Annotated in this window: 14 protein-coding genes; 7 read left to right on the forward strand and 7 right to left on the reverse strand. The window is 63.8% G+C overall.

All coding sequences use genetic code 11. The features are described 5' to 3' along the window. Positions 1-440: 440 nt before the first annotated feature. Complete coding sequence (locus tag GBJ34_RS03165; protein WP_151717802.1) at positions 441-941, reverse strand: Lrp/AsnC family transcriptional regulator; 501 nt, start codon at positions 939-941, stop codon at positions 441-443. A gap of 282 nt (positions 942-1223) precedes the next feature. Here GBJ34_RS03165 and trxB point away from each other — a divergent pair, with 282 nt between their 5' ends. Next, positions 1224-2162 carry a thioredoxin-disulfide reductase gene (gene trxB, locus GBJ34_RS03170; protein ID WP_151717803.1) on the forward strand — a complete coding sequence of 313 codons (939 nt, stop codon included), beginning with the start codon at positions 1224-1226 and terminating at the stop codon, positions 2160-2162. Positions 2163-2375: 213 nt separating this feature from the next. Continuing rightward, positions 2376-3668, forward strand: a complete 1293-nt coding sequence (locus GBJ34_RS03175) for an MFS transporter (protein ID WP_151717804.1) — start codon at positions 2376-2378, stop codon at positions 3666-3668. Positions 3669-3770: 102 nt separating this feature from the next. Here GBJ34_RS03175 and GBJ34_RS03180 read toward each other — a convergent pair whose 3' ends face one another. Together GBJ34_RS03180 and GBJ34_RS03185 are read right to left on the reverse strand one after the other, a co-directional pair. After that, complete coding sequence (locus GBJ34_RS03180) at positions 3771-3998, reverse strand: DUF1150 family protein (protein ID WP_151717805.1); 228 nt, start codon at positions 3996-3998, stop codon at positions 3771-3773. 14 nt (positions 3999-4012) lie between these two features. Continuing rightward, positions 4013-4468 (reverse strand): Hsp20 family protein, encoded by a 456-nt coding sequence (locus GBJ34_RS03185; RefSeq protein ID WP_151717806.1) that lies wholly within the window; start codon positions 4466-4468, stop codon positions 4013-4015. A gap of 261 nt (positions 4469-4729) precedes the next feature. On the opposite strand from GBJ34_RS03185, the gene GBJ34_RS03190 reads away from it, so the two are divergent. The 3 genes from GBJ34_RS03190 to GBJ34_RS03200 all read left to right on the forward strand — a co-directional run bounded on the left by GBJ34_RS03190 (position 4730) and on the right by GBJ34_RS03200 (position 6686). After that, complete coding sequence (locus tag GBJ34_RS03190; protein WP_151717807.1) at positions 4730-4948, forward strand: YdcH family protein; 219 nt, start codon at positions 4730-4732, stop codon at positions 4946-4948. Between the two features lie 174 nt (positions 4949-5122). Beyond that, on the forward strand, positions 5123-5608 hold the full coding sequence (gene purE / locus GBJ34_RS03195) for a 5-(carboxyamino)imidazole ribonucleotide mutase (protein ID WP_151717808.1): 486 nt from the start codon (positions 5123-5125) through the stop codon (positions 5606-5608). Position 5609: 1 nt separating this feature from the next. After that, the gene (locus GBJ34_RS03200) at positions 5610-6686 is read left to right on the forward strand and encodes a 5-(carboxyamino)imidazole ribonucleotide synthase (protein ID WP_151717809.1); all 1077 of its coding nucleotides are present in this window, start codon (positions 5610-5612) and stop codon (positions 6684-6686) included. A 111-nt stretch (positions 6687-6797) separates the two neighbouring features. Here the strand turns inward: GBJ34_RS03200 and GBJ34_RS03205 are convergent, their stop codons facing one another. After that, a complete protein-coding gene (locus tag GBJ34_RS03205; RefSeq protein WP_151717810.1) occupies positions 6798-7151 on the reverse strand; it encodes a DUF4406 domain-containing protein in 354 nt (117 codons plus the stop codon). A 75-nt stretch (positions 7152-7226) separates the two neighbouring features. On the opposite strand from GBJ34_RS03205, the gene GBJ34_RS03210 reads away from it, so the two are divergent. After that, entirely contained in the window at positions 7227-7967 is a 741-nt protein-coding gene (locus GBJ34_RS03210; protein ID WP_192931092.1) for a DeoR/GlpR family DNA-binding transcription regulator, read from the forward strand. A gap of 127 nt (positions 7968-8094) precedes the next feature. Here GBJ34_RS03210 and GBJ34_RS03215 read toward each other — a convergent pair whose 3' ends face one another. The 3 genes from GBJ34_RS03215 to GBJ34_RS03225 all read right to left on the reverse strand — a co-directional run bounded on the left by GBJ34_RS03215 (position 8095) and on the right by GBJ34_RS03225 (position 10673). Further along, complete coding sequence (locus GBJ34_RS03215) at positions 8095-8499, reverse strand: low affinity iron permease family protein (RefSeq protein ID WP_151717812.1); 405 nt, start codon at positions 8497-8499, stop codon at positions 8095-8097. A gap of 175 nt (positions 8500-8674) precedes the next feature. Then, complete coding sequence (groL, locus tag GBJ34_RS03220) at positions 8675-10312, reverse strand: chaperonin GroEL (RefSeq protein WP_151717813.1); 1638 nt, start codon at positions 10310-10312, stop codon at positions 8675-8677. Between the two features lie 73 nt (positions 10313-10385). Then, positions 10386-10673 carry a co-chaperone GroES gene (locus GBJ34_RS03225; RefSeq protein ID WP_151717814.1) on the reverse strand — a complete coding sequence of 96 codons (288 nt, stop codon included), beginning with the start codon at positions 10671-10673 and terminating at the stop codon, positions 10386-10388. Between the two features lie 194 nt (positions 10674-10867). Between GBJ34_RS03225 and GBJ34_RS03230 the strand changes: the two genes are divergently transcribed. Further along, positions 10868-11890 carry a TraB/GumN family protein gene (locus GBJ34_RS03230; RefSeq protein ID WP_226341024.1) on the forward strand — a complete coding sequence of 341 codons (1023 nt, stop codon included), beginning with the start codon at positions 10868-10870 and terminating at the stop codon, positions 11888-11890. Positions 11891-12012 lie beyond the last annotated feature (122 nt).

Raw genomic sequence — 12012 nt, forward strand, 5'->3', positions numbered from 1 at the left:
CATTTGCCGCCATGGCATCGCCGATAGGAAACAATTGAGGCAAATTTGTTTTAAATCAGACGGATAGCGAACAGGCGTGATTTTTCTTTGACACCGCGCCGCCTTTTGGCCATCTTTGATCTACGGACCCAGCAAATGCGGGGAATGTGATGCGGATGGCGGCGCGGTAAGACCACGGGATCTTCCCCAAGGCACCCCCCTTCGCTGCCGGTTCCCTTAACCGGCGCGTGACAGTGTGTGCAGCTCTGCACGGGCGGCCCCTAGCTGAGACCCTCTGCTCAGCATTACGGGGCCGCCTGTTCTGCTTTTGGGGCTTTGCGTTATGCGGGTTCCCGGTCCGCATGTTCCAGCCCCGCTGAAATTTCCTGCACCTGCAGCGCGATCACCGCACGAAAAAGCCGCCCCTTCGGGCGGCTTCTGGCATTCCGGGCATGGCTGTTTCAAGCGGTGCGGTTCAGCCGCTCTTCCAGCACATCGAAGGGCAGGCCAGGTTCATCCTTGGCACAGCGGATGACAAGGCTGGTCTTCACGCTGGCCACATTGTCGGCTTTCAGCAACTCGCCGGTCAGAAAGCTCTGGAAGCCCGACAGGTCGGGGGCCACGCATTTCAGAATAAAGTCGATCTCGCCATTCAGCATATGGCATTCGCGCACCAGCGGCCATTTGCGGCAGCGTTCCTCAAAGGCCGACAGGTCGCTTTCGGCCTGGCTGTGCAGCCGCACCATGGCAAAGACCGCCACCTCGAAGCCCAGTTCACGCGCATCGATATCGGCGTGATAGCCGCGGATGTAGCCCGCCTCCTCCAGCGTGCGCACCCGCCGCAGACAGGGCGGCGCGGAGATGCCGACGCGCTTGGCCAATTCCACATTTGTCATCCGCCCATCCGCCTGCAATTCGGCCAGAATGTGACGGTCGATGGGGTCCAGCCGCGAACCGGCCATGTGATCATCCTTGTTATTGGCGCAAGGCCGCTTTGGCCGCACGCGCCCCTCCTGGCCCGTGTCCGGCCCTCGTGCCCGGCGTCTTCCCTGCGCGGACATTAGGTTCATAAGCGGATCAGCGCAACATTGTTTCACCTGAAGCAAGAGAAACGACATGCGCGCGCCAGAATCGCCCCCCCCCCTGCCCTTGCGCCCGGCGCAACCCGGTCATGCGGGTGAAACGCATTTGCCCTTGGCCGGGGTGCAGCCTATATGAAGCCCAGACATCAAGGATTGGGTATCATGGGCGAGACGCGGCACAGCAAGGTTCTGATCATCGGCTCCGGCCCTGCGGGCTACACGGCCGCCGTCTATGCGGCGCGCGCCATGCTGGAGCCGGTTCTGGTGCAGGGCCTGCAACCGGGCGGCCAGCTGACCATCACCACCGAGGTGGAGAATTGGCCGGGTGACACCCATGTTCAGGGCCCCGACCTGATGGTGCGGATGGAAGAGCACGCCCGTGCCATGGGCGCCGACATCGTCTCTGACTATATCGCGAAGCTCGATCTGGGGCAGCGCCCCTTTGTCGCGACATCCGACAGCGGCATGACCTATACAGCCGATGCGGTGATCCTGGCCACCGGCGCACAGGCCAAATGGCTGGGCCTGCCCTCGGAAGAAAAGTTCAAGGGCTTCGGCGTCTCGGCCTGCGCCACCTGTGACGGCTTCTTCTATCGCGGCAAAGAGGTCGTGGTGATCGGCGGCGGCAATACCGCCGTGGAAGAGGCACTGTTCCTGACCAATTTTGCGACCAAAGTGACGCTGATCCATCGCCGCGACAGCCTGCGCGCCGAAAAGATCATGCAGGACCGCCTGTTCAAGCACCCGAAGGTCGAGGTGCTGTGGAACCATGAGGTGACCGAGGTTCTGGGTGACGACACGCCGCTGGGGGTCACCGCCGTGCGCGCGCGCAATGTGCAGACCGCCGAGACCACCGATGTGCCCTGCGCCGGTTTCTTCGTGGCGATCGGCCATAGCCCGGCTTCTGAGTTGGTGAAAGATCAGCTGGAATTGCATGATGGCGGCTATGTGAAGGTCGAGGCCGGCAGCACCCGCACCTCGATCCCCGGGGTCTTCGCCGCGGGCGATCTGACCGACCATATCTATCGTCAGGCCATCACCAGCGCCGGCATGGGCTGCATGGCCGCCCTTGACGCCGAACGCTGGCTGGCCGGGCACTGACAGGTCAGGCCAGGGCACCTTGCCCCCATGAACCACACCGGTGGTGGCTTTGTGCCACCTCCGGGCCCCAAGTATCCGCAGCGGAGCCATGCGCATTGCGCAAACCCGCCCTGCAACATGCCGAAAATGTCGCTTTGCAGGTTTTCACGGCAATATTTCCTTCCTAAGCCCGCCAGACAGGTCGCCCGACCCTAAGGGCGAAGGAAGGAAATCATGTCTGACGCAACGCTGCCCCCCTCTGCCGCATTGGCAGGGCCGACCAACTCACCCGCCCGCGTTCTTGGGGCGAGCCTGATCGGCACCACCATCGAATTCTTCGACTTCTACGCCTATGCCACCGCCGCCGTGCTGGTCTTCCCGACACTGTTCTTCCCGGGCAGCGATCCGATGACCGCCCTGTTGGCGTCTTTCGCCACCTTCTCCATCGCCTTCTTCGCGCGCCCCTTCGGCGCACTGGTCTTTGGCCATTACGGCGACCGGATCGGCCGCAAGACCACGCTGGTCGCGGCGCTGCTGACCATGGGCATTTCGACCGTGATCATCGGCCTGCTGCCCGGATATGAGCGCATCGGCATTGCCGCGCCGCTGCTGCTGGCGCTGTGCCGCTTTGGTCAGGGCTTCGGCCTTGGCGGAGAATGGGGCGGTGCGGTGCTGCTCGCCACCGAAAACGCCCCCGAAGGCAAGCGCAGCTGGTATGGCATGTTTCCGCAACTGGGCGCGCCGGTCGGCCTGTTCCTGTCTTCGGGGCTGTTCTGGGTGCTCCTGCATTTCATGTCGCAGGAACAGCTTCTGTCCTGGGGCTGGCGCATTCCCTTCGTGGGCTCGATCCTGCTGATCGCGGTCGGTCTCTGGGTGCGCCTGTCGCTGACCGAGACACCGGAGTTTCAGAAAGCCATCGACAAGGAAGAGCGCGTGGCGGTCCCCGCCGCCGAGCTGTTCCGCCACCACAAGCGCAGCCTCGTGCTGGGCACCTTTGTGGCGCTGGTCACCTTTGTTCTGTTCTATATCTGCTCGGCTTACCTTCTGTCCTATAACATCAAGGTGCGCGGCATCTCGTTCAAGGACGCGCTGGCGGTGCAGATCTATGGCTCGGTCATCTTCGGGATCGCCATCGTGATCGCGGGCAAGGTTGCAGACCGCACCGGGCGCTATGCCTTCCTGCTGGTGGTGACTGCGCTGATCGCGGCCTTCTCCTTTGCGCTGGCCCCACTGCTGACCGGATCGGTTGCGCAGATCTATGGCTTCGTGACGCTGGGCATGTTCCTGATGGGGCTGACCTATGGCGTGATCGGTGCGGCCCTGGCCGCCCCCTTCCCGACCGAGGTGCGCTATACCGGATCGTCGATGACCTTCAATTTTGCCGGCATTTTCGGGGCATCCTTGGCCCCCTATGCCGCGACCTGGCTTGCCACCGCTTACGGCATGTGGGCCGTTGGCCTTTACCTGCTGGCCGCCGCCGCGATCACCATGGTCTGCATCCTGCTGATCGGGCGCGACAAGGTCTGATCGCCGCCCTTTTCAACGCAAAACGGCACCCCGTGGGGTGCCGTTCTCATCTTTGATCTGTGCCGGTTTGGCGGATGCGGGCACCCGAGGCCTACCTGACGATCAATGCGTGCTGACCGGGGCCAGATCGTTCTGACGCGCCAGCTGGAAGGCCAGACCGCGATCCTTCACCAGTGCCAGCCGCTCGCCATCGGGGCGATACAGCGCATAAAGCGTCTCAAGCCCCTCGGCCTGCGCCTGAATGTCCTCCGGCAGATCGACAACAGCCACCGGACGCACATAGACGATGCGGCCCCCGGTCTCCGGCAGGAAATTGACCTTGGTTTCCATGATCGTCCTCCTTCTTACTTCGCTTCGATACGTTTGACGGGGGCCGCGGGCGCATTGGCGCGCCCCGAGCGGATCGGGATGGTCTGCACCACCGTATCCGGCACCACCCGGTGCAGATCGATATGCAGCAGCCCGTGTTCCATATGCGCGCCACCGACCTCAACCCCGTCGGCCAGCACAAAACTGCGCTGAAAGGCGCGGCTGGCAATGCCGCGATGCAGCCAGACCCGTTCGGCGCTGTCATCGGATTGGCGGCCCCGGATCACCAGCTGGCGATCCTCAACCGTGATCGACATGTCTTCCTCGCGGAAACCCGCCACGGCCAGGGTGATGCGATAGGCGTTCTCGGTGACCGCCTCGATATTGAAGGGGGGATAGCCATCCCCGGATTTCGCGGTGCGTTCGACCAGCCGTTCAAGCTGTTCGAACCCGAGCAGATAGGGATGTGCCCCGAAGCTGATCTTGGTCATCGACTTGCCCTTGCATAAGCGACATATCGTGCCGGACCCCCGAAGGGCGTCGCGGCCTTGACCTCAATATGGGGCGCAGACTGCCCCCGCGCAACCCCGCCCTGCCCTGACGCCCGCAACAGAGACAGGCACCGCCGTTTCCCTGCGCCAGCGCGGCAGATTTCTTCCCAAAGCCCCGAAAAATCGCTATATTTAACCAACTGGACAACGACGACTCGTCGCCCGTTCTCCGCCCAAGCTCTTGCGCCAGGATGTGCCGACATGAATGCCTCGATGGAACTGAACCTCGAAGAGATGCTGCGCATCAGGCTTGAGGTTCTGCGCCGCGAGCATCGCGATCTGGATGAGGCGATCCACGCCCTGGAGGCGAACACCCGCCCCGATGCGCTGACGCTGCGCCGCCTGAAGAAGCAGAAGCTGGCGCTGAAGGACCAGATCGTGAAGATCGAGGATCAGCTGATCCCCGATATCATCGCCTGAGGCCACATTCCCCGCCCGCGATCCGCGCCTTTGCTCTATCATCATTGCCCAGGATCCGTGCCTGCGGCCTGCAATCATCGCCTGTGACCGACGATCCATGCTGGTGGGCCGTGCAGGCCGCTTGCCCCGCGCCCGGCGTCACGCTAAAGCCCCTGCAAAAGCAAGGGGAATGCCATGACTGTCGAGGTCGGAATCATCATGGGCAGCCAGTCGGACTGGCCGACGATGCGCGAGGCCGCGACCATCCTTGATGAGCTGGGCATCCCCTATGAGGCCAAGATCGTCAGCGCGCACCGCACCCCGGACCGGCTTTGGACCTATGGCAAGACCGCCGTGGAGCGCGGGCTGAAAGTCATCATCGCGGGTGCGGGCGGTGCCGCCCACCTGCCAGGCATGATGGCCTCCAAGACCCGCGTGCCGGTGATCGGTGTGCCGGTGCAGACCAAGGCGCTGTCGGGCGTCGACAGCCTGTATTCCATCCTGCAAATGCCAAAAGGCTTTCCGGTGGCGACCATGGCCATCGGGGCTGCGGGTGCGGCCAATGCGGGCCTGATGGCGGCGGGGATCCTTGCGGTCTCCGACCCGGCGCTGGCGGCGCGGCTGGACGCCTGGCGCGATGCGCTGTCTGCTTCGATCCCCGATGCGCCGAAGGATGAATAAGATGACCAGCCTTGCCCCCCTCCCCCCCGGATCGGTGATCGGCATTCTGGGCGGCGGCCAGCTGGGCCGGATGCTTTCGGTCGCGGCCTCGCGTCTGGGCTATCTGACCCATATCTATGAGCCAGGTGCCAACCCGCCCGCAGGTCATGTCGCCGATCGGGTGACGATTGCCAGCTATGACGATGCCGAGGCGCTGCGGGCCTTCGCGGCCTCGGTCGATGTCATCACCTATGAATTCGAGAATGTCCCCACCGCCGCGCTGGATCTGCTGGAGGCCGCAAAGCCAATCCGCCCCAACCGTCGCGCGCTGGCGATCAGCCAGGATCGCATCGCGGAAAAGGATTTCCTGACCGGGTTGGGCCTGACCTGCGCGCCCTATAAGGCGGTGAACAGCCTGCCCGATCTGGAGGCCGCGATTGCCGAGATCGGCGCGCCCGCCATCCTGAAGACCACCCGCCTTGGCTATGACGGCAAGGGCCAGGCCCGGCTGAAAGCGCCCGAGGATGCGCCTGCCGCATGGGCCGCAATGAATGGCGCGCCTTCCGTTCTGGAAGGCTTCATCAGCTTCAGCCATGAAGTCTCGGTGATTGCCGCGCGTGGTCAGGATGGCTCGGTCTCCTGCTATGACCCGGGCGAGAATGTCCATCGCGACGGCATCCTGCACACGACCACAATCCCAGCCCGTCTCAGCCCCGGCCAGCGCAGCGACGCGGTGCTGCTGGCCGCGCGCATCCTGAATGCGCTGGATTATGTCGGCGTGATGGGGGTGGAGCTGTTCGTGACGCGGCAGGGCCTGATCGTGAACGAGATTGCGCCCCGCGTGCACAATTCCGGCCACTGGACGCAGAATGGCTGCGCCGTCGACCAGTTTGAACAGCATATCCGTGCCGTCGCGGGCTGGCCGCTGGGCGATGGCAGCCGCCATTCCGATGTGGTGATGGAGAACCTGATCGGCGATGACGTGCTGCGCGTGCCGCAGATCGCGACCGAGAAACACGCAGCCCTGCACCTTTACGGCAAGGCCGAGGCCCGCCCCGGTCGCAAGATGGGCCATGTGAACCGCGTGGTGCCGAAGTAACCCCTGCCCGCACTTCCGCCCGCCTGTCATTTTCTGCCTGAAAATATCCTCAGGGGGTGAGGGGCGCATGCCCGAGGGGGCGCGATCGCCCCCTTTTGCTTTTGCAGCCCCTCACGCCTGCGGGATCTCCTCCAGACTGTGCCAGACCGGGATGCCGCGCGCCTGCGCCCGGCGCACATCCTCGTCCGCGCCAGTCGACGCCCCCGGCAGCCGCAAGACACCGTCACATTTCTCAAGCAGGCGATGCGCGGTCGGGTGCATCACCGCAGTGTAAAGCGCGCCGCCAATGGCATCGCCGCCTGCTCCGCGCAGCACTGGCAGCGCCGCCCATTCCCCGATCATCGGCACATGGCCTTTTTCAAAAATCGGCCAGGCCGCCGCCTCCAGCCGCGCCAGATTGTCCGCCATCCTGGCGGGATCGTCGCCCGTGCCGCTGCGATAGGGGCCAGCAATCAGAATCATCATTGTCGGATCTCCTTTCCGGTTGATTGCCTGCATCTGCACGTTTATGCTGATTCGTGCAATATCATGGATTCATTCATGCTGACCCAGGATCGCAAGGCCATGCTGATGGACCGCCTGTCACGCGACGGACGGCTGATTGCCGCCGATCTGGCGACCGAATTGCAGGTGTCTGAAGACACGATCCGCCGCGATCTGCGCGATCTGGCCGCTGAGGGGCGGCTGTTGCGGGTGCATGGCGGCGCGCTGCCGCTATCACCCACCCATGCGCCGGTCGCGGTGCGACGCTCACTCCATCCGCGCGCCAAGGCCGCCCTTGCGCAAGCCGCTGTCAGCTTGATCCAGCCCGGCCAGATCGTGCTGATGGATGGCGGCACCACGCATCTGGCGCTGGTTTCCAGACTGCCGCCGGGGCTGGCCTGCACCATCGTGACCCATGCCCCGGCCATCGCCGCCGCCCTGGAGCCGTTTCCGGGGATCGAGATCCTGCTGGTCGGCGGGCCCGTCCTGCGGTTGTCGATGGTGGCAACAGGGGCGCAGGCTTTTGAAACCTATGCAGGCATCCGCGCGGATCTGTGTTTTCTGGGGGTGACTGGACTGCATCCCGAGACCGGCCTGACCACCGGCCACCCGGAAGAGGCCCGGCTGAAGGCGCGCATGATCCAGTCCGCTGCCGAAACGGTGGTGCTGGCCACGCCCGACAAGCTGGGGGCGACCTCGCCCTATCGTGTCGCGGGGCTGGGGGGGATGACCAGCCTTGTCAGCAGCGGCCCGCCGCCGGACTGGCTGCCCGAAGGGTGCCGCCATATCGCGGCGTGAACCGGGTTAGGCCCACACTCGGCACCAAGTCCTCACCCGCAAATTGCCACCGTGTCGCAGCCGGAAACGGGTCAACCGTCGCAAACTGCCTGCCCGCGGGCTGCCGCCAGTTCGCGCACAGGGTGCTTCACGCATCGGGCGTGTCAGTATCAACCTCGCCTTGTTCCAGCCGCTGCCGGGCTTGTCCGGCGAGCCGGATATAGCGGCGGCGAAACTCGTCCAGTTGGCGTTCCTCCAGCTCTTCCAGATCCATCAGGGCATTATGTGCGCCTTGGGTGGCCCGGATCAGCTCATCCAGCTTCAACTGGATCGCGGCGGTATCGCGGTTCTGGGTGTTCTGGATCAGGAAAACCATGAGAAAGGTCACGATGGTGGTGCCGGTATTGATGACCAGCTGCCATGTGTCGGAAAAATTGAAGATCGGCCCAGACACGACCCAGAGCACGATCACCCCGATGGCCAGTGTCAGGGTCGATTGCTTGCCGCACCAGCGCGCTACCAGCTTGGCCATGCTGCCGTAACGATCCGACATTCCGCCCCCCTCAGCCCTCCAGATCGGGGCCTCACGATCCGGGCAGAGTGGCCGATGCCCTATGGCTGCGCAAGAACCAGTTCGTTCCGCCGCACATGCAGGCCAAACCGCCCCCGTGCATGAAAAAGGGCACCCGAATGGGTGCCCTTTTCCGTAAGCCTGCGAAGGGGCTGGATCAGAAATCCATGCCGCCCATGCCGCCGCCCGGCATTGCCGGAGCAGCTGCCTTGTCCGCCGGTTTGTCGGCGATCATGGCCTCGGTGGTGATCAGGAGCGAAGCAACCGATGCCGCGTTTTCCAGCGCGGTGCGGGTCACTTTGGCCGGGTCGATGACGCCGAAGGTGAACATGTCGCCATATTCCTCGGTCTGGGCGTTGAAGCCGAACGAGGTGGAGGACGATTCACGGATCTTGCCGGCAACAACCGCACCGTCAACGCCCGAGTTTTCGGCGATCTGACGCAGCGGAGCTTCCAGCGCGCGGCGGATGATGGCGACGCCAACGTCCTGATCCGAGTTCGCGCCTTTCAGGCCGTCCAGCGCCTTGGTGGCCTGAACCAGAGCCACGCCGCCGCCGACGATCACGCCTTCCTGCACGGCCGCACGGGTCGCGTTCAGGGCGTCATCCACGCGATCCTTGCGCTCTTTCACTTCGACTTCGGTCGCACCGCCGACGCGGATCACGGCAACACCGCCAGCCAGTTTGGCCACGCGCTCTTGCAGTTTCTCTTTGTCGTAATCCGAGGTGGTTTCCTCGATCTGGGTGCGGATCTGGGCCACGCGGGCTTCGATCTCGGCTTTTTCACCAGCGCCATCAACGATGGTGGTGTTGTCCTTGTTGATCGAAACTTTCTTGGCCTTGCCGAGCATGTCGATGGTGACATTTTCCAGCTTCATGCCGAGATCGTCGGAGATCACCTGACCGCCGGTCAGGATCGCGATGTCCTGCAGCATGGCCTTGCGACGGTCGCCGAAGCCCGGAGCCTTGACGGCTGCGATTTTCAGGCCGCCACGCAGCTTGTTGACGACGAGCGTGGCCAGAGCCTCGCCTTCCACGTCTTCAGCCACGATGATCAGCGGGCGCTGCGACTGGATCACGGCTTCCAGCAGCGGGACCATCGGCTGCAGCGACGAGAGTTTTTTCTCGTGCAGCAGGATCAGCGCGTCTTCCAGCTCGGCAACCATCTTGTCCGGGTTGGTGACGAAGTAGGGCGACAGGTAGCCGCGGTCGAACTGCATCCCTTCGACGACTTCAACCGAAGTCTCCAGGCCCTTGTTCTCTTCGACGGTGATCACGCCCTCGTTGCCGACTTTCTGCATCGCGTCAGCGATGAAGCGGCCGATGGTGGCTTCGCCATTGGCGGAGATGGTGCCGACCTGCGCAACCTCGTCGGAGTCCTTGACCGGACGCGAGGCAGCCTTGATCGCTTCCACGACCTTGCCGGTGGCCAGATCGATGCCGCGCTTCAGATCCATCGGGTTCAGGCCGGCTGCGACCGAACGCAGGCCTTCCTTGATGATGGCTTGTGCCAGCACGGTGGCGGTGGTGGTGCCGTCACCCGCTTCGTCATTGGTGCGCGACGCGACTTCTTTCACGAGCTGGGCGCCCATGTTCTCGAACTTGTCGGCCAGTTCGATTTCCTTGGCAACCGACACACCGTCCTTGGTGATGCGCGGTGCGCCGAAGGATTTCTCGATGACGACGTTGCGGCCTTTCGGGCCCAGGGTCACCTTCACCGCATCGGCGAGGGTGTTGACGCCGCGCAGCATACGGTCACGGGCATCGGTGGTGAACTTGACGTCCTTGGCAGCCATTTTGCTTGCTCCAGTTGTCTGAATATCGTGGGAAGGGATCGCGATCCCGGATCAGTCGAAAGGCGTCAGGGCCTTACGACAGGATGCCGAGGATGTCGCTTTCCTTCATGATGAGCAGCTCTTCGCCGTTCACGGTCACTTCGGTGCCCGACCATTTGCCGAACAGCACGCGGTCGCCAGCTTTGACGGTCGGCGCGATCAGCTCGCCCGAATCCTTGCGTGCGCCCTCGCCCACGGACACAACCTCGCCTTCAGCGGGCTTTTCCTTGGCGGTGTCGGGGATGATCAGGCCGCCCTTGGTCTTTTCGTCGCTCTGGACGCGCTTGACCAGCACACGATCATGCAGCGGTTTGAAAGCCATCTGGTAACACTCCCTCGGGTTCCAGTTTGAAATCTGATTAGCACTCACACCCAGTGAGTGCCAACGCGCAGCAGAGTTAGGCAGCGTCCTGCGACCTGTCAACATCGCATTGTGCGAAAACCGTGCAAAAAAATTCGACCCACCGCCGCCTTTCCACCTGCGCCCGGATGTGAGACGCTTGCGCTATGGTCCTGATGTCATTGCTTCGCCCCGCCCCCTTGCGCAGCCTCTGCGCCGCGCTGATCGCCATGCTGTGTCTGGCCCCGCAGGCGCAGGCGCGCTGTAACGGGCAGAATTTGCTTGCCGAAATGGATGCCGCCGATTCGGCGGCTGTTGCCGCCGCGACGGCGGCGCAGCCCTTTGCGACGGGCAATCTGTGGCAAGCCAGCAAGGAAGGCCAGCACGCGATCACCTTGCTTGGCACCTATCACATGGCCGATCCGCGCCATGATGCGGTGGTGGCAAGGATCGCACCGCTGATCGCGGAAGCCTCCGCCCTGCTGGTCGAGGCGGGCCCCGAGGAAGAACGCGCCTTGAAGCGTGATATCGCGGCCGACCCGTCGCTGCTGTTCCTGACCGATGGTGCCAGCCTGATGGAGCAGATGCCACCCGAGGAATGGGCGCAGATCTCGGCGGCGATGGCCGCGCGCAATATCCCGGCCTTCATGGGGGCCAAGATGCGGCCCTGGTATCTGGCGACCATGCTGGCCATCGCGCCTTGTGATATGGCCGAGGTGGCCGCGGGCAAGGGGCTGGATCACCGGGTGATGGATCTGGCAACAGATGCGGGCAAGCCGATCCGCGCGCTGGAACCGCACACGACCCTGTTCGGCATCTTCGAGACCCTGACGCCAGATCAGCAGCTGGATATGCTGCGCTCGTCGATGCTGATGGAAGACCGCATCGCCGATTACGCCAATACGCTGGCCGAGGGGTACTTCAACGAGGACAGCCGCCGGATCTGGGAGTATCTGCGCGTCATGGCGCAGGATTTCCCCGGCTATACGCCGGAAAGGGTCGATGCCGAATTTGCCATGATGGAAGAGGTGCTGATGTCGCGCCGCAATCAGGCCTGGATTCCGGTGATCGAGGCCGCAGCGGCGGAAGGCCCGGTGTTCGTGGCCTTCGGAGCGCTGCATCTGGCCGGCGAAAAAGGCGTGCTGAACCTGTTGGCGCAGGACGGCTGGCAGGTCGAGCGCCTGCCGCTCTTGCCCTGATCCCGGCCCCCTGAAACTTCAAGACTGCGCATCCGGCGCGCCGGGGGCTGTCTGCGCCCGTCCTTGTCACCGCAAACTGACCCACACCTTGCCTGCCGGTCTTGGCAAGCGCGCGCCGCATT

Origin of the sequence: Gemmobacter serpentinus, assembly GCF_008973825.1 — a bacterium.
Lineage (GTDB): Bacteria > Pseudomonadota > Alphaproteobacteria > Rhodobacterales > Rhodobacteraceae > Gemmobacter > Gemmobacter serpentinus.

Bases quoted from the DNA above. Each gene is read 5' to 3' on its own strand.
- GBJ34_RS03165 (WP_151717802.1), bottom strand. From the start codon at position 941: ATGGCCGGTTCGCGGCTGGACCCCATCGACCGTCACATTCTGGCCGAA.
- trxB (WP_151717803.1), top strand. From the start codon at position 1,224: ATGGGCGAGACGCGGCACAGCAAGGTTCTGATCATCGGCTCCGGCCCT.
- GBJ34_RS03175 (WP_151717804.1), top strand. From the start codon at position 2,376: ATGTCTGACGCAACGCTGCCCCCCTCTGCCGCATTGGCAGGGCCGACC.
- GBJ34_RS03180 (WP_151717805.1), bottom strand. From the start codon at position 3,998: ATGGAAACCAAGGTCAATTTCCTGCCGGAGACCGGGGGCCGCATCGTC.
- GBJ34_RS03185 (WP_151717806.1), bottom strand. From the start codon at position 4,468: ATGACCAAGATCAGCTTCGGGGCACATCCCTATCTGCTCGGGTTCGAA.
- GBJ34_RS03190 (WP_151717807.1), top strand. From the start codon at position 4,730: ATGAATGCCTCGATGGAACTGAACCTCGAAGAGATGCTGCGCATCAGG.
- purE (WP_151717808.1), top strand. From the start codon at position 5,123: ATGACTGTCGAGGTCGGAATCATCATGGGCAGCCAGTCGGACTGGCCG.
- GBJ34_RS03200 (WP_151717809.1), top strand. From the start codon at position 5,610: ATGACCAGCCTTGCCCCCCTCCCCCCCGGATCGGTGATCGGCATTCTG.
- GBJ34_RS03205 (WP_151717810.1), bottom strand. From the start codon at position 7,151: ATGATGATTCTGATTGCTGGCCCCTATCGCAGCGGCACGGGCGACGAT.
- GBJ34_RS03210 (WP_192931092.1), top strand. From the start codon at position 7,227: ATGCTGACCCAGGATCGCAAGGCCATGCTGATGGACCGCCTGTCACGC.
- GBJ34_RS03215 (WP_151717812.1), bottom strand. From the start codon at position 8,499: ATGTCGGATCGTTACGGCAGCATGGCCAAGCTGGTAGCGCGCTGGTGC.
- groL (WP_151717813.1), bottom strand. From the start codon at position 10,312: ATGGCTGCCAAGGACGTCAAGTTCACCACCGATGCCCGTGACCGTATG.
- GBJ34_RS03225 (WP_151717814.1), bottom strand. From the start codon at position 10,673: ATGGCTTTCAAACCGCTGCATGATCGTGTGCTGGTCAAGCGCGTCCAG.
- GBJ34_RS03230 (WP_226341024.1), top strand. From the start codon at position 10,868: ATGTCATTGCTTCGCCCCGCCCCCTTGCGCAGCCTCTGCGCCGCGCTG.